Annotated in this window: 19 protein-coding genes; 6 read left to right on the top strand and 13 right to left on the bottom strand. The window is 48.2% G+C overall.

Features of this window, described 5'->3' with window-relative positions; all coding sequences use genetic code 11:
* Positions 1–120: 120 nt before the first annotated feature.
* The 12 genes from FIU82_RS05450 to pspA form a co-directional block, all read right to left on the bottom strand.
* Positions 121–1,284 (bottom strand): hybrid sensor histidine kinase/response regulator, encoded by a 1,164-nt coding sequence (locus FIU82_RS05450; RefSeq protein WP_152440530.1) that lies wholly within the window; start codon positions 1,282–1,284, stop codon positions 121–123.
* 126 nt (positions 1,285–1,410) lie between these two features.
* The gene (locus tag FIU82_RS05445; RefSeq protein WP_022944023.1) at positions 1,411–1,737 is read right to left on the bottom strand and encodes a YbaB/EbfC family nucleoid-associated protein; all 327 of its coding nucleotides are present in this window, start codon (positions 1,735–1,737) and stop codon (positions 1,411–1,413) included.
* A gap of 58 nt (positions 1,738–1,795) precedes the next feature.
* Positions 1,796–4,117, bottom strand: coding sequence for a DNA polymerase III subunit gamma/tau (dnaX, locus tag FIU82_RS05440; RefSeq protein WP_152440529.1), 2,322 nt, complete (start codon positions 4,115–4,117; stop codon positions 1,796–1,798).
* A gap of 2 nt (positions 4,118–4,119) precedes the next feature.
* On the bottom strand, positions 4,120–4,665 hold the full coding sequence (gene apt, locus FIU82_RS05435) for an adenine phosphoribosyltransferase (RefSeq protein WP_045978110.1): 546 nt from the start codon (positions 4,663–4,665) through the stop codon (positions 4,120–4,122).
* A gap of 117 nt (positions 4,666–4,782) precedes the next feature.
* The gene (locus FIU82_RS05430) at positions 4,783–5,127 is read right to left on the bottom strand and encodes a 4a-hydroxytetrahydrobiopterin dehydratase (protein WP_022944020.1); all 345 of its coding nucleotides are present in this window, start codon (positions 5,125–5,127) and stop codon (positions 4,783–4,785) included.
* 10 nt (positions 5,128–5,137) lie between these two features.
* The gene (phhA, locus tag FIU82_RS05425) at positions 5,138–5,935 is read right to left on the bottom strand and encodes a phenylalanine 4-monooxygenase (RefSeq protein ID WP_026110982.1); all 798 of its coding nucleotides are present in this window, start codon (positions 5,933–5,935) and stop codon (positions 5,138–5,140) included.
* Between the two features lie 245 nt (positions 5,936–6,180).
* Positions 6,181–7,365, bottom strand: coding sequence for a methionine gamma-lyase (gene megL / locus FIU82_RS05420; RefSeq protein WP_130145492.1), 1,185 nt, complete (start codon positions 7,363–7,365; stop codon positions 6,181–6,183).
* 102 nt (positions 7,366–7,467) lie between these two features.
* Positions 7,468–8,529: a TIGR01620 family protein gene (locus FIU82_RS05415; RefSeq protein WP_152440528.1), complete on the bottom strand. Its 1,062-nt coding sequence runs from the start codon at positions 8,527–8,529 to the stop codon at positions 7,468–7,470.
* Positions 8,526–9,917, bottom strand: a complete 1,392-nt coding sequence (locus FIU82_RS05410) for a YcjX family protein (RefSeq protein WP_253946347.1) — start codon at positions 9,915–9,917, stop codon at positions 8,526–8,528. The genes FIU82_RS05415 and FIU82_RS05410 overlap by 4 nt, the downstream gene beginning before the upstream one ends.
* Before the next feature lie 85 nt (positions 9,918–10,002).
* Positions 10,003–10,401: an envelope stress response membrane protein PspC gene (gene pspC / locus FIU82_RS05405; protein ID WP_022944394.1), complete on the bottom strand. Its 399-nt coding sequence runs from the start codon at positions 10,399–10,401 to the stop codon at positions 10,003–10,005.
* Positions 10,398–10,631 (bottom strand): envelope stress response membrane protein PspB, encoded by a 234-nt coding sequence (pspB, locus tag FIU82_RS05400; RefSeq protein WP_022944393.1) that lies wholly within the window; start codon positions 10,629–10,631, stop codon positions 10,398–10,400. The genes pspC and pspB overlap by 4 nt, the downstream gene beginning before the upstream one ends.
* 76 nt (positions 10,632–10,707) lie before the next feature.
* Entirely contained in the window at positions 10,708–11,379 is a 672-nt protein-coding gene (gene pspA / locus FIU82_RS05395) for a phage shock protein PspA (protein WP_022944392.1), read from the bottom strand.
* Between the two features lie 188 nt (positions 11,380–11,567).
* Between pspA and pspF the strand changes: the two genes are divergently transcribed.
* The 6 genes from pspF to FIU82_RS05365 are packed head-to-tail and all read left to right on the top strand — an operon-like array spanning position 11,568 to position 17,931.
* Entirely contained in the window at positions 11,568–12,656 is a 1,089-nt protein-coding gene (gene pspF / locus FIU82_RS05390) for a phage shock protein operon transcriptional activator (protein ID WP_152440526.1), read from the top strand.
* 30 nt (positions 12,657–12,686) lie between these two features.
* Positions 12,687–14,264 (top strand): ABC transporter substrate-binding protein, encoded by a 1,578-nt coding sequence (locus FIU82_RS05385; protein ID WP_022944390.1) that lies wholly within the window; start codon positions 12,687–12,689, stop codon positions 14,262–14,264.
* The gene (locus FIU82_RS05380; protein WP_022944389.1) at positions 14,261–15,295 is read left to right on the top strand and encodes an ABC transporter permease subunit; all 1,035 of its coding nucleotides are present in this window, start codon (positions 14,261–14,263) and stop codon (positions 15,293–15,295) included. The genes FIU82_RS05385 and FIU82_RS05380 overlap by 4 nt, the downstream gene beginning before the upstream one ends.
* A complete protein-coding gene (locus tag FIU82_RS05375; RefSeq protein ID WP_022944388.1) occupies positions 15,282–16,175 on the top strand; it encodes an ABC transporter permease subunit in 894 nt (297 codons plus the stop codon). Before FIU82_RS05380 ends, FIU82_RS05375 begins: the two co-directional genes overlap by 14 nt.
* Positions 16,175–17,170, top strand: a complete 996-nt coding sequence (locus FIU82_RS05370; protein WP_022944387.1) for an oligopeptide/dipeptide ABC transporter ATP-binding protein — start codon at positions 16,175–16,177, stop codon at positions 17,168–17,170. The genes FIU82_RS05375 and FIU82_RS05370 overlap by 1 nt, the downstream gene beginning before the upstream one ends.
* Positions 17,170–17,931, top strand: coding sequence for an ATP-binding cassette domain-containing protein (locus FIU82_RS05365; protein WP_022944386.1), 762 nt, complete (start codon positions 17,170–17,172; stop codon positions 17,929–17,931). Before FIU82_RS05370 ends, FIU82_RS05365 begins: the two co-directional genes overlap by 1 nt.
* A 6-nt stretch (positions 17,932–17,937) precedes the next feature.
* On the opposite strand, the gene FIU82_RS18625 is transcribed toward FIU82_RS05365, so the two are convergent.
* Positions 17,938–18,114, bottom strand: a complete 177-nt coding sequence (locus FIU82_RS18625; RefSeq protein ID WP_172972706.1) for a hypothetical protein — start codon at positions 18,112–18,114, stop codon at positions 17,938–17,940.
* Positions 18,115–18,248: the final 134 nt, after the last annotated feature.

The following is an 18,248-nucleotide window of genomic DNA, read 5'->3' as shown; positions in this document are numbered from 1 at the left end:
ACAGAGGTCATGAATACACCGGTGGCCTAGCCACAAGCGTTGGCAAGAGCACAAGGCAGACATTGACCTTAGCGCTAAAACCCCAGTATAAAGCGCTTCAGCACTTAGGCTCAAGGGCTTTTAGTAGCGCGCTCCTGCTTGCAAGCGATTAGGTGAACCAGATTGGTTCTGTAGCGGCACTTGTATACTAAAACGCACACCACGCGGGCGCAGCGCCTGTACTTCAATAGAGCCATTAAGCAGCAGGGTAATGCCTTGGGCAATACGGGTTCCCCCAAGCCCTAATGCTCCATTAGCTCGTGCTGTGGTGTAAAAGGGTGACAATATTTGCGCCGCTTGCTCGGCTGATAATTCCGCTGCGTTATCTTCATAGATAAGTTGCGCATATTGACCCCTTTGCTCTAGCTTGAGCACAACTTCTAAATTGTCACCCGGCTCTAACTGAGCATGTTTGCAGCTATTAGCCATCAACTCCAACAGGACCCGCTGTATGGTATTGCTGCCGTGATCCATATGCAGCTGTCCTTGCACATCAAACGAAAGCCGGAAGGGGTAACTTTGGTAAGTGAAGGGCTCGAATAACATTAATGCCATATCATGAATATTAATCGCTTCACCGTCTGGGGTGCTGTAGTCATTAAACATAGTTTGAAACTCACCCACCATTTCACTGGTTTTCAGCAAATTGCGCATCAGCAAGGTGTTGGCATGGTCGATTTTCTGCAAGCCAGAATCTAACGCTTTGGCGGTTAGGGATTTTTTATTCAGTGCTTGATGCAGTGTTTGACTCTGCATCTCTAGCGACCCACTCGCTGTTAGACAATTTCCGAGCGGCGTATTGAGTTCATGTGCCAGCCCTGAGGTCATCAAAAGAATATCTTTGAGCGTGCTTATCTGTTGTTGTCGATGCGTTGCCTCTATCAGCATAAGGTAGGTACTGACCCGTTGTTGTACTTCCGTTTTATTAAAAGGCTTAACAATGTAGTCGACGCCACCGGCGGCAAAGGCATCATCAATATGTTGGCGATCAGAGTATGAGCTAATAAAAATGATAGGCACTTGGGCGCTGTACTCATCCTGCTTAAGCTGCCGGCAGAGCTCCAACCTATTCATACCGGGCATTTCTATGTCCATCAGAATAAGTGCCGGTAAATGGCGATGAATTTCAACCAACGCGTGCTCAGCAGATGTAGCGTGAGTCAGTGAGTGGTGCTTTTCTTCCAATATGGCTTTAATAATACGAAAATCAAACTCCTGATCTTCGACCACCAATATATCATTCATGACAGCGGCTCCCTCTTCCTTTGTAGTTGAGTGTAGCCGTCCTCAAGAGCCTCTGTGTTTGCTATCTTTAAGAAATAAAAAACCCCGCTATAAAGCGGGGCTAAACACATAAATCTTGATGCAGATTTAGAACGGCATTTTCATGCCTGGGGGTAAGTTCATCCCACCGGTTACTTCAGACATACGTTTTTGACTTTCGTCTGCTACGCGACGTACAGCGTCATTGCACGCGGCTGCAAGCAAGTCTTCAATCATGTCTTTGTCATCTTCCATTAGGCTTTCATCGATTTCCACGCGGCGTACATTGTGGCTACCTAACATGGTCACTTTAACTAAGCCCGCACCGGCTTCACCGGTCACTTCTAAATTGGCAATTTCTTCTTGGGCCTTTTGCATGCGCTCTTGCATTTGCTGCGCCTGCTTCATCATATTGCCCATTCCGCCTTTAAACATAGTGCTCTCTCTCGTTAAAAATCGCTCTGCTGGCAAAGATAAGGCCAACAGCCTTAAATTACAATGCTTGAACCGAGTTTTCGTCCAAGATTGCTGAAAATTGCGTCATCAGCTGCTGCACGTGTTCATCTGCTTTCACTGCAGCAACCGCCTGTTGATAGCGCTGGCCATCAATACTTTGCTGAATTAAAAACGGCGTTTGTTGCAATTCATCGACAAATTCAATCTGCACGTTCAATGGTTCTTTAAAGTGCTCAGCTAACCCTTGTTGTAGGCGCTCACGTAACGCGCTGCTATCTAGATGACGCTGGCTTTGTTCTACATGCAACGTCAGCTCTGTGCCTTGTTTTTGATAGCGACTATGCAAGGCAAACTGCCTAATACGCCCACCGAGACCCATAGATTCAATAATATGTGCCCAGTCATCCTGTTGGTGCGCAAATTTGATATCACTTACACTGCTTTCAAAGCCTTCAGGTGCGGCGATAGCCGCTTGCTCTTGCTGCGACTCTTTGCGCGGTGTAGCCGGCGCTTCTAGTTGCTCCACCAGCTCAGGGGCCAATTTTTGCGGATCAGGCTGGTGTTTATCCATTAACCGCTGCGCTGGCGATTGTTGCCGCTGCGCTTTGGTTTTTTCGGGTGGAACGGCATTAGCCGTTTCTTGGCTCGCAGTGCTTACGGCGGTGGCCCGTTTAGTTCGGGCCTCGGCCTTTTTTGCACTATCATCCTCTTGCACGGGCCTGCTCGCTGTTCCCAATTTGCGGTTTTTTAAGATACGCGCAATGGCAGACTGCGCCTCATCTTGCAATTGGTCTAACTGCTGCGCTGGTGAAGCGGGGACGGAGCCTTGCTCAGCACTTGCATTGGCGGCTACTTCTGCGCCCTGCTCAATGGTCATTGCTGTTTGTGCATTCTCTGCGTGGAGTTGATAACCTTGTTCATGCGCCTGCTGCATCACTTGTTCAAACTGCTGCGCGGCCATCGCTTCATGATGCTGATCATCTTGAGAGTCAGCTTCATATTGGGCATTTGCTGCGTTTGCCCCCTGACTATCGCCACTATTTGCAACGGATTGCGCTGGCGCAGGTTCAGTGCCCATGGCGGGTTCTGCGCCTTGCGGTTCAGAGGCAGAAGCACTTTGCTGCGCCGCCACACGTGGCTCCTGAGGCTGAGGCTGAGCAGTATTTTCTAACCCAGCCTTGTTACGTGCTAGCATTGCCCGCAGGTTTGCCGTTTTTTCTTCATTATCACCACGAGGCGGCGTCTGTTGAGCCGTCGATGTGGTCGAAGTGCCATACTGTGGTTCAAAAGCGAGCAGGCGTAGCATTAACATCTCAAAGCCCACTTGCGCAGAGCTGGCCCACTGTAGATCCCGCTTACCCGCTAACAACAATTGATAAATCAAGTGGATATGTTGCGTATCAGCAGTGTTTGCTACCTCAGTAATATAATCACTGTCACGGTCGTTTAGTAGCGCTGCACTGGGCACCAGCTGAGTCAATTGCACACTGTGTGTAAGATTCAAAAGGTCATCAAGTACGGCAATATAATTCGGGTTGTGTTGTGCTAAATTGCGAATTTGCTGGATCAGCTCATCGCCATCGCCGAGCAATACCGCACTGAGCAATTGCTGGGCATAGCGCACATCCATCAGCCCGAGCATGTCTTTAATCGGCCCCTCGTGCAACTGCCCATTGGTTTGCGCAATAGCCTGATCGGTTAAACTCAGTGCATCTCGCATACTGCCATCGGCAGCCTTAGCCAACACCGCTAAGGCTGGCTGTTCAAAATCGAGTTGCTCTTGGCTGAGCACATGCGCTAACTGAGTACTGATCTGTTGCACCGACAGCGCACTTAAATTGAACTGTAAACAACGAGATAAAATGGTTACAGGCAATTTTTGCGGATCGGTAGTCGCTAGCAGAAACTTAACGTGCTCAGGTGGCTCTTCCAATGTTTTTAACAGCGCATTAAAGCTGTGCTTGGAAAGCATGTGCACTTCATCAATGAGGTAAACCTTGAACTGCCCGCGAGTCGGGGCATATTGCACGTTATCTAGAATCTCTCGGGTGTCTTCAACCTTGGTCCGCGATGCCGCATCGATCTCAATAAGGTCAATGTATTTACCGGCTTCAATATCTAGACAAGTACTACACTGACCACATGGCTGTGCCGAGATACCCTGCTCACAGTTCAGGCTTTTGGCAAAAATACGGGCTATAGTGGTCTTGCCCACACCGCGAGTGCCGGTGAACAAGTAAGCGTGGTGCAAACGCTGCTCGTTTAAGGCATTAACCAATGCTTGTTTGACATGGTCTTGACCCACGAGTTGATGAAAGGTTTGCGGTCGCCACTTACGGGCAAGAACCTGATAGCTCATGTTTAATCGCCTTCAAATTCAACTAATTTGAACACATCGATACCTTGCTCACGCACTCGCTGTTCACCACCTAGAGCGGGTAGAGAAACCACAAATGCTGCGTCGCTGGCGTGGCCGCCTAATTTGGCCACCAGCTTGGCGGTCGCTTCTATGGTGCCGCCCGTAGCGAGTAAGTCGTCAACGAGCAGTACTTTGTCGCCGGGTTCGATGGCATCTTTGTGCAATTCAAGAATATCTTCACCATATTCTAACTGGTAGCTTTGTGCAATGACCTCACGCGGCAGCTTGCCCGGCTTACGCACAGGAATAAAAGGAATGCCCAGTACATAAGCCAAAGGGGCACCAAAGATAAAGCCGCGAGACTCTGTGCCAATGATTTTGGTAAAGCCTTGGTCTTTATACTTGCTCACCATGCTATCAATGGTCAGTTTTAAGGCCTTTGGATCGGCCAGCAAGGTGGTCACATCGCGAAATTGGATGCCTGGCTTAGGGTAATCCGGCACTGTGGCAATAGATTGCTTGATGTATTGAAGATCAGCAGCACTCATAGTTATTTCATTTTTTGTTCTGACAAGCGCTGCATTATAGCAAGTTGTGCTCAACAATGAAGCCGCCAATAAAAAAGGCCACCTTGTGTGGTGACCTTTTAAGCAAAGCTCAATTGCTTAAAGCGATGCGAACACTTTGTCGGTTTTAGCCGCGCAGATAAAGTCGTTCTTATGCAAGCCTTTAATTGAGTGAGACCACCAAGTCACTGTTACTTTACCCCACTCGGTTAAAAGACCTGGGTGATGCCCTTCTTCTTCTGCCATATCACCTACCGCATTGGTAAAGGCTAACGCTTGTTTAAAGTTTTTAAACTTAAAAACGCGCTCTAATTGCATGATCCCGTCACGAACTTCAGGCACCCAATCTGGGATATCTTTAATTAACTCGGCCAACTCTTCATCTGATACTTTGGGCGCATCGGCACGACACGCTTCACATTTTTGTGCGCTTAATTCAGACATTGCTAATTCCTTAACTTGCTTTTTTCTCTTTAGGGGGAAACTTAGGTTCAAACAAACCAAGCTCTTTGGCCTTGGCTACCATCGACATTAAATCCATTTGCGAGATTTCAAATAAATCATGGATAGAGTTAATGGTGTAGTACACGGGCTGCATGATATCAATGCGATAAGGGGTACGCAGCACATCCAACACATTTATTGGGTTGATTTCGGGCTCATCGGTGTACACGTAATTGGTCTCGCCTGGACTTGATAAAATACCACCGCCATAAATACGAAGACCGTCTTTAGTTTGCATCAAACCAAACTCAACGGTAAACCAGTATAAACGCGCTAAGTAGACACGGTCTTTTTTGTCTGCTGCATAGCCTAGCTGACCGTACTTGTGGGTAAATTCAGCGAAGTCCGGGTTAGTGAGCATAGCGCAATGGCCAAAGATCTCGTGGAAAATATCCGGCTCTTGTAAGTAGTCGAATTCCTCACGAGTGCGGATAAACGTGGCGACAGGAAATTGTTTGTTCGCTAATAAACGAAAAAACTCATCAAAATCAATCAACGCAGGGACAGGCGCTACCTGCCAACCCGTTTCGCGCTCGAGTACTTCATTCAGCTCACTAAGCTGCGGAATACGGTCGGTGGGCAAGTTAATTTTTTTCAGGCCTTCGATATACTCATCGCAAGCGCGCCCTTCAATGCACGCCAACTGGCGCTCGACCAACTCGGCCCAGGTTTGGTTTTCTTCATCGCTCCAATGAATAACGCCATTCTCATCCGGCGTTCGAGAAACGTATTTACTTGATTTAGCCATAACTACCTTACCTTGTCCCATTTGCTTTTGTTTGCACTGCAAACGCACGACGCAAATGACTCTGTGTGTGTTAACCAGATACTAAGGAAAAGTACATCTGTTTGTAATACTTGGTGCTGTTATACGTTCTGCGCAAACCGCCTAAAACGTAAACTTAAAGATACACTCATACACCTTAAAAATTACACCCCTGCTTTTAGTGAGCTACAAAGCAAAAGGGTGTAAAGTATTTATTACTAAAGTTATTAAAGCTTTGCTAACCCTTGGCTTAGATCTGCAATAATCTCATTAACATCTTCTAAACCTATTGAAATGCGGACCAAGCCATCGCTAATTCCTGCGGCACGACGCTGTTCCGGTTCATAAGTAGAGTGAGTCATTGAAGCCGGGTGCTGAATAAGGGTTTCCGTATCACCTAAACTGACCGCCAATGTGCACAACTGCAAGCTATTAATAAACTGCTCTGTTTGTGCTAAAGACGCTTTAAGTTCAAAAGCAATCACGCCGCCGGCATCTTGCATTTGCGAGCCCATAAGCCGATGTCCTGGATCGTTTTTGAGCCCCGGAAAATAAACGCGTTCAACGCTTTGATGCTGATGTAGAAATTCCGCCACCTGATGAGCACTTTGACAATGGGCCTGCATGCGCACCGCTAAGGTTTTCATGCCTCGTAATATTAACCAAGCATCAAATGGACTCATGGTGGCACCAATATCTTTGAGTACCGTCGACTTAATACACTGAATATGCTCATTACTGCCACACACCAGACCCGCGACGACATCACCATGACCATTGAGGTACTTCGTCGCACTGTGCACGATCAAATCTGCACCAAAGTGCGCGGGTTTTTGCAAAATAGGCGTCAAAAAGGTGTTATCAACAACGCTGATCAACTGGTGACTTTTTGCTACATCGCACAACTGCTGTAAGTCGTAAACATCAATGTTTGGATTAGCAGGTGTCTCTACAAATAACATTTTAGTATTCGGGCGCAACGCTTGCTTAACAGCCTGTATATCGTTGCAATCAACAAAAGTGACTTCGACGCCAAAGCGAGTAAGTAAGTGGCTAAACAGTGCATAAGTGCAGCCATAGACTGTTGTTGATGCTATCAGGTGATCGCCTGCGCTAAGAAAGCTCATGACCGCTGCTGAAACCGCCCCCATACCAGTGGCGCAGGCCGCCGCATCTTCGGTCTGCTCAAGCGCTGCCAGCTTCTGCTCTAGCTCACGCACTGTGGGGTTGCCGAGACGCGAATAAATATACCCGGCCTCTTCGCCGGCAAAGCGGGCTGCACCTTGCGCTGCGTCGTCAAACACAAAGGTTGAGGTTTGGTATAAGGGGGCCGCTAAAGCGCGATGGGGATCGCGACGCTCGCCCTGGGGATGGATACATTGCGTTTTGTCTGAAGGTTGAATATTTTTCATAATGCCACCGTTTTTCTTTCTAACATAGTGGCAGTTCTGGCTATAAAACAAGCAAGCTAGCCGCTTGGATGGCTAGCTTGCTGTATCATCTCGGTGTTTTCGTCAATCTTTGTTGACGTTCTCGGTCGTCGGCTCGCTTTCACGCTTATCTAAGCGCGTCAATCGGGCAGCTAAGCGTTTTGCTGTCGCTCGCAATAAAGATGGCTTGGCCTCCAGCTTCGGTAATGGCCGACACAGCTCCATCGCCTTATAGCCAATGCGTGCAGTCAACACCCCGGCGCTGAGGCCTTGGGCAGCACGAGTTGATAAGACACTCAATAACTTAGTGCCAAACGCCGTGGCGGCGAGATCGGCAAGCAACTCGGTCGAACCGACAAAGAGCATTTGCTTAACCAAACTGCGGTAAAGCCGAACACGACTCATGTAGCCCAGTGCCAAGCCATAATTATCAGCAAGGGTATCAACCAGTTTCAGTCCGCGCCACAACACCGCAAGCATATCCACCACTGCTAATGGGCTGACACTGACTAGCACCGCTGATTCAACGGCGTAGCGATTGATAATCTGCTTAGCCTGTTCATCTTGGCGCACCAGCAAGGTGTCGCGATACAACTCCATCACTTCGCGGTCACTTAGGTGCTCGGCAATTTGCCCTTTAAATTGTGCAAAGTCCGTATGGTTTTGAATACGGTTAACGCTCTCTAGCCAAGGCAGCGCTTGGCCGATTTGTTCACTCGCCAACAACCGTTGAGCTTGTTGTTGATGATGGCGATTAACTTTGAGGCGCTTCAAATTGACCAGCTCACGCCATAGCAATCGGCCAATTAACAACACTGCTAGCCCGATAACACTGCTATATAACGCGCCAAGCCATACAGAGGCTTGAAAGCTCGCAACAATACTCAGCACGGTTTCAACTATAATGAGGGTTAACAACAGCCAAGCAAACAACCTTTTCAATAGCGAGCGTTGACCACGCTGGCGCCCCAATTCCTTATCCAGTGTTGATTCCAGCTCGCTTCCCTGGGCCAAGTCGAAATCATCCTCCTCTTGCGGCGCGTCATTACGAGCAACCACTTTAGCGGGCTCCAACTGAGATGCAGATTGCTGCTGCGACTGGCCCTCAAAACGCCGCGCTCCGGCTAAATTAACTGGCTCACTCATGTCAGCTTATCCCCCAATAAAAATTCCAGCGCATGATCCATACGCATATGTCGCAAGCGTCCGTCGCTGTGCGGCCAAGGAGCAAAATCGATATAGTCAAACCCCTGCTGTGGCCATTGCTGTGCAGTCAAACGGTGTCGCGGTGGCTGCGGTGGCAAATAGGTGAGCCACTGCGACTCATGCAGCGGTTTACCATAGACGCAATGCAAACTTTGCCCTTTTTCCACCACTTGCTTGCCCTGTGTTGCACACACAGCGGCCATCGCCATGGTGTCCACTTCAACCCCAGAAAAGGTCAAGCTATTGGCTTTTTCTTTAACAATATCGTGCAACAGTAGCGCCAAGTCTTGATGGTAATTAGCTCCAACTTGGTCTGCTTTATTGGCGATAAACAGCAGCTTATCAATGTTGGGACTGAACAGTCGGCGCAGCACATTGCTCTTACCGTAATCAAAAAAAGACAGCAACTCGGTGATTGCCTCGGCTTGCTCATCGAATATGTCCGGACCCAGCTTTAGCGCTCGCAATAAGTCCACAAGCACCACTTGACGGTCAAAATGGCAAAAATAGTCTTTATAAAAAGGCTTAACGACTTGTGCTTTATAGGCTTCAAAGCGTGCCTCAAGCTGATGATATTGAGTATGCTGCTCACCCTGCTGTGGCGCATGGCAAGGGAAAAAAGATAAAAGCGGCGCCCCCTCTAACTCCCCGGGGATCAACATCCGCCCCGGTTGCAAGTTAGCGGCGTGGGCATGAGCCTTAATATTCACTAAGGCTTGTTTGTATAACTCACTGAGCTCTTTTAAGCGTACTTCATCGACCTCTGCATTGGCGTCAAACTCATGCAGTGCAGTCATAAAGTCCTGTGCATGCTCTGCTCTCGCGGCCTTGTTGAGCATCGTTAACTGACGTTCACACCAAGTGGGATAATCCATGTTCAACATGGGTAAATCCATTAGCCACTCACCTGGGTAATCAATAAGATCAATGGTTAGTGTGGCGCTATCACCAAATTGTGCCCGTAACCCCTGCTTGGGACGGTAGCGCATGGCGAGGCGCAAAGTATTAATTCGTTGCGTTGACTCTGGCCAGGCCGGCGGTTGCTGATTCAACGCCGCCATCGCTTGACGATACGCAAAAGTCGGGATATTCAGCGCTTTTTGTGGCACCGGTTGCGTGGCTATGTGGCGCCCCTCACGAACAACACGAAAAAAAGGCATGTTTTGTTCGCTCGCTTGCTCTGATAGCTGGTGCACTAAAGCTGTGATAAAGGCTGTTTTTCCACTGCCTGACAATCCTGTAACCGCCAGGGTGATATGGCTATCTAAGGTACGCTTTAAAGTCTTTTTGGCTCTGTCTTTGAGCTTATCAAGGCGTGAGTACGACAAATTAACTCCTTGTTTAAATACCCTTGCATACAAACGCAGGCAACCAGCTAATAATGACTAGCTGGTTGCAATGCGCCTGAGGGCTTTATAGCTTATTAATTTCTCTGTCTACCGTGAAGGTCGGCGAAGTTACATGAGTCTCCATATGCTGAATACGGTTGTCTAACTCACCTAAATACTCCTTCAATTCTTTAAGAGCCTTACGTGGAGGCTCACCCTTTTGCCACACTTTGGCTTTCACCTCACCGACATGGGCGCTCTTACTACTGGGCGCTGTTTGCTCTGCGGCTGGCTTTTTCTCTAATATCAGCCAAGCAGCAATGTAGGCGACGATAAATAAGGGTCCCCCGGCCAACAACACGGCGGAGATGAAAATAATGCGTACTAACCACAACTCAAAATTAAAGTAGTCGCTGACCCCTGCACATACGCCGCCTAGCTTGCCGCGTTCGGGGTTGCGATATAATTCGCGTTTGCCACTCATACCTTACTCCTCCACTGCGGGGATTCCTGGTCGAGCAAGGTCTCTAAGGTATTGATGCGCTCTGCCATTTTCTCTGCTTTATTAGCCAGCTCAACCAGTTGACGGTGCTCGTGTTCACTTAATCCTTGGCTTACCTGTTTTTTACTGCGGTAATGTAATATCAACCATAACGGCGCCACAAAAATCAAAAATATGACAATCGGTGGTAATAACATATCAAAATCAAACATAATCCTCTCCTGCCTTGTTGTTATGGTGCGCCATCGTGTGGCTAGGGCCGCGTACGACCCTTCACCTTATACATTATTATTCTGCTTTATCGGTTTTGCCCATTTTTGCTTTCAAGGCTGAGAGTTCATCGTCAATTTTCTCGTCCTTTTCTAGCTGCTCGATTTCATCAGACAGCGATTTCTGACCTAACTCATAGGATTCTACCTGAGCCTCAAGGCCATCAATTTTTGTCTCGTAACGCTCGAACTTATCCAGCGCATCTTGCACCTTGTCACCATCAAGTGTCTTTTTCACATCTAGACGTGATTGCACTGAACGCTGACGAAGAACAATGGCTTTTTGGCGCGCTTTAGCGTCGCTGAGCTTCTCTTGTAAGGTGCTGATCTCTTGTTGCAACTTGTTGATGTGCTCGTCTACATGTTCAAGCTCACGCTCAAGTGACTCTTTCGCTTCGGTACACTTGCTCTTTTCTAGTAGTGCAGCGCGTGCTAAATCGTCGCGGTCTTTAGATAAGGCTAGCTCAGCCTTCTCTTGCCACTGCTCGGTTTGCTTGTTCAATGTTTCTAAACGGCGGCTGAGCTCTTTTTTCTCTGCGAGTGTTTTCGCCGATGTCGAGCGCACCTCCACAAGTGTGTCTTCCATCTCTTGGATGATTAAACGCACCATCTTTTCTGGGTCTTCTGCTTTATCTAAAATAGCATTGATATTCGAGTTTACGATATCTGCAAAACGTGAAAAAATTCCCATAATCTTTACCTCGGATGTTGAAGTCTTTGTTGACTACTCTACGTATTATCAAGTTGCTTGCCAACTTTAAAACTACACAAAAAACTTAATTTATTCATTAAGTTACTTTATATTCGCCAAATCACTTTCTTATCTTTAAATAATGAAATACACTAAGCTTTAGCAAAAATAACTAAGAGTTAGTGTAAATGAGTCAGTTCCGCAAAAAAGACGATTTACTGGGCCAATCCGATAGCTTTTTAGAGGTGCTCGATCAGGTCTCCCAATTGGCCCCCCTTGATAAGCCGGTGCTAGTCATTGGTGAGCGCGGTACCGGTAAAGAGCTTATCGCTGCACGGTTACACTATCTATCTGGGCGTTGGGATCAAACCTATGTCAGTCTTAACTGCGCTGCACTCAATGAGAACTTGCTTGAAAGTGAGCTATTCGGTCACGAAAGTGGCGCTTTTACTGGCGCCAGTAAACGTCATGAAGGACGTTTTGAGCGCGCCAACGGCGGCACGTTATTTTTAGACGAACTCGCAAATACCCCCGCAGCGGTCCAAGAAAAACTGCTTCGGGTAATTGAATATGGCGAGTTTGAGCGCGTTGGGGGTCGGGCGCCAATAAAAGTTGATACACGACTGATTTGCGCCACCAATGAAGACTTACCCAGCCTTGCCGATGCCGGCGAGTTTCGACACGACTTGCTGGACCGCCTCGCCTTTGACGTAATTACGCTCCCTCCGCTGCGTGAGCGCCAAGAAGATATTTTGCTGCTAGCCGAGCATTTCGCCATTAACATGGCACGTAACCTAGGGTGGGAGTTATTCAGTGGTTTCACTACCCGAGCCAAGGCAGCTCTGCTGGACTATGACTGGCCGGGGAATGTCCGTGAGCTGAAAAATGTGATAGAGCGCAGCTTGTATCGTCATGGCAATGAAAGCCTCGCTGTGCATACGATTAATTTAGACCCCTTTGCCAGCCCCTATCGGCCTAAGGCATTGAGCACTCGCAAACCTGCGATGGCCGTCAATGATCAGCCACTACTCAGTGACTCAGAGCAGCCTCAAGTGGCACCCGCAGAGCCGGCGAAAAACAACCAACGAATGGACTTCCCGTGCGATTTAAAACAACTCTCCAGCGACTACGAAACAGAACTGTTGCGCCAAGCGCTGGAATTTAGCCAATTTAATCAAAAGAAAACTGCACAATTGCTTGGTTTAACGTATCATCAGCTAAGAGGATATTTGAAAAAATACAACTTACTTGATTCGCAGCAAAAACAAGAGGCTTAGCCTGTGTACACACGGTTGTTAGGCATTGCCATGGTGCTCTTAATGGGGTGCCAAGACGAAGACACGCAGTATGCACCTATGGAAGGCATGGTTTATTGTGCTGAGGCCAACCCTGTCTCTTTTAATCCGCAAGTAACGACCACCGGTTCAACTATCGATCTGATCGCTAAACAGTTGTACAACCGATTACTACGTATTGATCCCATCACCGGTGAATTTATCCCCGAATTGGCGACCAGTTGGGAAATTAGCGATGATGGCACGGAAGTGACGTTTAACCTGCGCGAAGATGTAAAATTCCATACCACCCGCTATTTTACTCCCAGCCGTAATTTTAACGCCGATGATGTGGTATTTACCTTTAGTCGCTTATTCGACGTGTACAACCCCTATCACTTCGTTGGTGAAGCCAGCTACCCATATTTTCAAAGTGTTGGTCTTGATCAGCTTATTCGCAACATTCGCAAAGACTCACCATACCAAGTTACGTTTGAGTTGTTTAACCCCGAAAGCAGCTTTTTAGCGAATCTGGCTACAGACTTCGCGGTGATCACCTCGCAAGAGTATGCAATGACCCTGATGGCCAACGAACAGATGGATTTGTTTGACCAGCTACCTGTGGGCACCGGCCCGTTTGTTTATCGTGAATACCAACGCGACCGACTGATCCGCTACTATTCACACCCCGAGTACTGGGAGCACCAAGTAAACCTCGATCAGTTGGTATTTGATATTACTCCTAATGGCACAACACGCATTGCCAAGCTTTTAACCAAAGAATGCGATGTTACCCCACACCCAAGTGCGACCCAATCAAGCGTTCTGCGCCAACGCGACGATATTGAATTGGAACAACAAGATAACCTTAACGTCGGCTATTGGGCCTTTAATACTGAACGTGTGCCTTTTAATAATCCACAAGTACGCCGGGCATTAGCCCATGCCATTAATGTCGACAAAATTATGCAGGCGGTCTATTACGGCCAAGGCGTGAAAGCGGCTTCAATGTTACCGCCCATTAGTTGGGCTTATCAGCAGCAATCTAATTTGCCCCAATACGACCCAGAAAAGGCTCGAGAGATGCTCAGTGCCGCTGGTTATGAAAATGGCTTTGATATGACCATTTGGGCCATGCCGGTAAGCCGTATTTATAACCCCAATGCGCGCAAAATGGCAGAGCTGATGCAAAGTGACCTGCGTGCAATTGGTGTTAACGTGCGTATTGTCGAGTATGAATGGAATACCTTTTTACAGCGCGTAGGCGAGCATCGCCATGATAGTGTGTTGTTGGGATGGGCCGCTGACACACCCGACCCAGACAATTTCTTTAGCCCACTACTGAGCTGCGCCGCCACTTACAGCGGTAAGAACCCGGCCAATTGGTGTAATCCCGAATTTGATATGCTCCTGACGCAGGCGTTAGACACCACAGAGCAAGCGCAGCGACAACAGTTTTACCACCAGGCGCAACAGATGATAGCGAAACAGCTGCCCCTATTTCCGCTGGCTCATGGGAAGCGCTCGCAAGCTCGTGACAGCCAAGTAAAAGGGATCAGCCTCAGCCCCTTTGGCGGCATATCCTTAGCCCACGCGAGTAAAAAGCCATGATGTTAGAGTTCGCCTTACGCCGGGTTTCATTGCTGGTTTTTATGCTTTTTACGCTGAGTGTGTTTACCTTCTCGTTGGGCTACCTGTTCCCCGGTGACCCGTTAACGAACTTTAGTGGTATTGAAACTGCAGGCTTTTCGCAAACAGCGCAATTACAGCAGCAATACCATATGGATGATGGCTATGTAACGCAGTATTTTGCGTTTTTAGGACGCATTATGCAGGGCGACTGGGGATTATCTTTTGCTTCTGGCGATGGTGTTTTTGGCCATGTGTTAGATTTAGCTCCTGCGACCTTTGAGCTCGCTATTTATGCGCTGTTTGTGTCCGTGTTGGCGGGAGTTCCGGCGGGAGTCATCGCCGCCCTATCACACGGGCGTTGGGGTGATAAGCTCATTAGTGGTTTTACATTAGTCGGTTACTCTGTGCCTATTTTTTGGTTAGCACTGCTGCTTATTATGGTATTTTGCTTACAACTGGGGCTGTTCCCTATGTCTGGGCGTATCAGTTTGCTTTACGAAATCCCCGCATACAGTAATTTTATTTTGCTAGATATTATGGTTGCGGGCTTTCCCTATGGCGGCCTCGCCTTTGCCGATGCGCTGCATCATCTGGCATTGCCAACACTGGTGCTGGCGACCTACCCAACCACGGTTTTAATCCGCTTTACTCGCGACTCAATGCTCAACGTGCTTGACCAAAACTATATTAAAACGGCCCGGGCGAAGGGGTTGAGCCGCCGCCAACTTATTTTTCACCATGCGCTTCGCAATGCGTTGTTGCCGGTGATAAAACAAATCGGCCTGCAATTTAGTGCGTTGATCACGTTAGCCATGATCACTGAAGTTATTTTTTCATGGCCTGGCATTGGTCGCTGGTTAATAGACAGCATTTACCAACGTGACTTCCCAGCAATTCAAGGTGGCTTATTAGCAATCTCGGTATTCATTATTTTCGCCACCATTATCACCGAGTTGCTCTACACCCTGCTCGACCCGATTTCACGGAATCAAGCGCATGGCAAAGTTTAAATTATTTACCGAACAGTCTAACGTGTCGCCGCTGTCGCGGTTATGGCGCAAGTTTAAATCTAACCATGTGTCTTTGGTTGGTTTATGGCTCTTTATTGCGCTGGCGGTACTTGCTACCACCGCGCCGTTACTGGCGCCTTATGGCATCAACGAGCAACATGCGGATGCGCTATTAATTCCTCCCTCATGGCATGAGGATGGCGATGTACGCTTTATTTTAGGTACCGACGATTTGGGCCGTGATGTGCTTTCACGCCTTATGAATGGTGCGACCTACACCTTCGGCTTATCAATTATTGCAGCACTGATGACCACCTTGGTGGGCGTATTGGTCGGCACCTTCGCCGGTATGAGCCATGGCCTGCGTGCGAGCTTCCTAAATCACCTGTTAGATATCACCTTATCTATCCCTTCGTTACTACTGGCGATTATCATCATTGCCATACTCGGACCGGGTTTGATGAACACCGTGTGGGCGATTATCTTTGCGCTGTTGCCACAGTTTATCCACTCAGTGCGTAACTTGGTGGTCGAAGAGCTTAATAAAGATTACATCAGCGCATTTCGCCTTGATGGAGCCAGCCGCTGGCAAATCTTAGTGCGGGGCATCTTCCCCAATATTTACGAACGTATTGTGGTTATTTTTACTATGGCGCTGTCATTAGCCATTTTGGACATTGCTGCCTTAGGCTTTTTGAAGCTTGGCGCGCAACCTCCGACAGCTGAGTGGGGAGCTATTTTGGCGGAAAACCTAGGCCTAATTTACCTCGCACCATGGACCGTTGCCTTACCGGGGATCCTTTTGTTTTTAGCGGTACTGTCCACCAATCTTGTTGGTGACGGTTTGCGTAATGTACTCAAAGAGCGGCGGGCGGACTGATGCAATTGCTCGATATTCGAAATCTGACCATAGAATTGACGACCTCAGATTCGGTGATTCGTGTGGTAGATAAAGTAAACTTCAGCCTAAAAGAAGGCGAAGTACACGCCTTAATTGGCGAGTCGGGGTCTGGCAAAAGCCTCATTGCCAAGGCCTTAGTGGGTGCATTAAATAAACGCTGGCGGGTCACGGCCGACCGCATGCACTGGCGCGGCGTGGACTTGATGCGGCTCTCTGATGAAAAACGACGTAAGTTGGTAAGCCAAGACTTAGCGATGATTTATCAGGAGCCGAGTCGTTGCCTCGATCCCACTGCGAAGATCAGTGACCAAATTGAAGAAAGTATTCCGGCGCGCAACTATACCGGTAATTTATGGCAACGACGCAGAGCTAAACGCCAGCGTGTCAGGGCACTGTTGCACAAGGTGGGCATCAAAGAGCACTCCAAGGTCTTGACCAGTTATCCACATGAGTTGTCAGAAGGCGTGTGCCAAAAGGTGATGATCGCGATGGCCATCGCCCGCTCCCCTAAGCTACTAATTGCCGACGAACCGACCACAGCATTGGAGAGCACCACACGAGCGCAAGTATTTCGACTACTGAAAAGTTTAAATCAGCTTAAAAATATGTCGATTCTGATGATCTCTCATGAACTCGAAGAATTGACTGACTGGACGCATGGTATGCACGTGCTGTATTGCGGGCAAATGGTGGAGGCCGGACCAACCAAAAAAGTGTTTGCTCAACCGCGCCACCCTTACACAAAAGCGCTGTTACAGAGCTTGCCCGACTATGATGTTGCACTTGGCCATAAAGAGCCGCTGTTCGCCCTCAAAGGCACCATTCCCACCTTGCAGCATCTACCTATAGGGTGTCGGCTTGGGCCACGCTGTCCGAACGCACAGAAAGCCTGTGTCGTTACTCCTAAGTTAGACAAAGAGCAAGGTCATAGTTATGCCTGTCACTTCCCTTTACATAAACAGGAGCAAAGCTGATGCAACCCTTATTGAAAGTACAAGGTTTGGGCAAGCAACTGGCTGTGAGGGCGGGCTTACTGAGCCATAAAAAGGTCAGTTTACTCAAAGATATCTCATTTTGTATTGGTCGCGGCGAAACGTTGGCGGTTATTGGCGAGACGGGTGCAGGAAAAAGTACACTCGCAAAGGTGTTGGCCGGCGCCGATGAGGCCAGTAGCGGCCAAATCATTTTAGAAAGTGATTTAGTGCATGACGGGACTAGTCGCCATGGCGACTGTCGCCACATTCGGTTGATTTTCCAAGACCCAACCACATCACTTAATCCTGCGCTCACTATCGGCGAGATTTTAGATGACTGTTTACGCTTAAATACCGAGCTTAGCAGCGAACAAAGGCTAGAAAAAATAAAGCAAACATTAGCGAAGGTGGGGCTGCTTGTTGAGCACCGTTTATACTACCCGCATATGTTCTCTGGCGGGCAATTGCAGCGCGTTGCACTGGCACGCGCACTGATCCTGGACCCTAAAGTTTTAGTATTGGATGAGGCGCTTTCCTCCCTTGACCCCTCAGTACGCGCACAGACGGTAAACTTACTGTTAGAGTTACAACGGGAGACAGGGTTAAGTTACGTATTGATCACCCATCATTTGAGCTTGGTAAAACACATGAGTGATCAGGTGTTAGTGCTGGATCACGGGGAAGTGGTGGAGTATGGGAAAACCGGTGAAATTTTCGGTAACCCCCAATCCAAAACCTGCCAGCGTTTACTGACTTGTTAATGGCTATCAGGCGTGTGATTTGCGCTTTTTACTCAGCGGGAAAAGGCGCAGCCAAAAAGCCACTTCAAACACAAAGCCAAGCACCACAAAAGCGAAAAGCCCGGTGCTATTCCCAGCGCTGTATGATGCTATCGCTGCAACAATAAGCACCATAGCAATTAAAAATCGAAATACACCTTTCATACTTCCTCACACTCCTTATTGGGGCTAGTTTCACTTTACTACATTGCTAAGTGTAATTCATTTTCCGACGTCAGTATTATTATTAGGCGCTGCGCAGAGACAAAAAAGGCGCCGAATAGGCGCCTTTTGTATTC

Source organism: Pseudoalteromonas sp. THAF3, from assembly GCF_009363775.1.
Lineage (GTDB): Bacteria > Pseudomonadota > Gammaproteobacteria > Enterobacterales > Alteromonadaceae > Pseudoalteromonas > Pseudoalteromonas ruthenica.
Note: the sequence above shows the minus strand (reverse complement) of the source record. Positions and strands in the feature narration are given on the sequence as shown.

Coding starts and splice junctions, on each gene's coding strand:
- megL (WP_130145492.1), bottom strand. CDS start 7,365: ATGAAAAATATTCAACCTTCAGACAAAACGCAATGTATCCATCCCCAG.
- phhA (WP_026110982.1), bottom strand. CDS start 5,935: ATGGCTAAATCAAGTAAATACGTTTCTCGAACGCCGGATGAGAATGGC.
- FIU82_RS05375 (WP_022944388.1), top strand. CDS start 15,282: ATGGCAAAGTTTAAATTATTTACCGAACAGTCTAACGTGTCGCCGCTG.
- FIU82_RS18625 (WP_172972706.1), bottom strand. CDS start 18,114: ATGAAAGGTGTATTTCGATTTTTAATTGCTATGGTGCTTATTGTTGCA.
- pspB (WP_022944393.1), bottom strand. CDS start 10,631: ATGTTTGATTTTGATATGTTATTACCACCGATTGTCATATTTTTGATT.
- FIU82_RS05430 (WP_022944020.1), bottom strand. CDS start 5,127: ATGTCTGAATTAAGCGCACAAAAATGTGAAGCGTGTCGTGCCGATGCG.
- pspC (WP_022944394.1), bottom strand. CDS start 10,401: ATGAGTGGCAAACGCGAATTATATCGCAACCCCGAACGCGGCAAGCTA.
- FIU82_RS05385 (WP_022944390.1), top strand. CDS start 12,687: ATGGTGCTCTTAATGGGGTGCCAAGACGAAGACACGCAGTATGCACCT.
- FIU82_RS05450 (WP_152440530.1), bottom strand. CDS start 1,284: ATGAATGATATATTGGTGGTCGAAGATCAGGAGTTTGATTTTCGTATT.
- pspA (WP_022944392.1), bottom strand. CDS start 11,379: ATGGGAATTTTTTCACGTTTTGCAGATATCGTAAACTCGAATATCAAT.
- FIU82_RS05370 (WP_022944387.1), top strand. CDS start 16,175: ATGCAATTGCTCGATATTCGAAATCTGACCATAGAATTGACGACCTCA.
- dnaX (WP_152440529.1), bottom strand. CDS start 4,117: ATGAGCTATCAGGTTCTTGCCCGTAAGTGGCGACCGCAAACCTTTCAT.
- FIU82_RS05415 (WP_152440528.1), bottom strand. CDS start 8,529: ATGAGTGAGCCAGTTAATTTAGCCGGAGCGCGGCGTTTTGAGGGCCAG.
- apt (WP_045978110.1), bottom strand. CDS start 4,665: ATGAGTGCTGCTGATCTTCAATACATCAAGCAATCTATTGCCACAGTG.
- FIU82_RS05445 (WP_022944023.1), bottom strand. CDS start 1,737: ATGTTTAAAGGCGGAATGGGCAATATGATGAAGCAGGCGCAGCAAATG.
- pspF (WP_152440526.1), top strand. CDS start 11,568: ATGAGTCAGTTCCGCAAAAAAGACGATTTACTGGGCCAATCCGATAGC.
- FIU82_RS05380 (WP_022944389.1), top strand. CDS start 14,261: ATGATGTTAGAGTTCGCCTTACGCCGGGTTTCATTGCTGGTTTTTATG.
- FIU82_RS05365 (WP_022944386.1), top strand. CDS start 17,170: ATGCAACCCTTATTGAAAGTACAAGGTTTGGGCAAGCAACTGGCTGTG.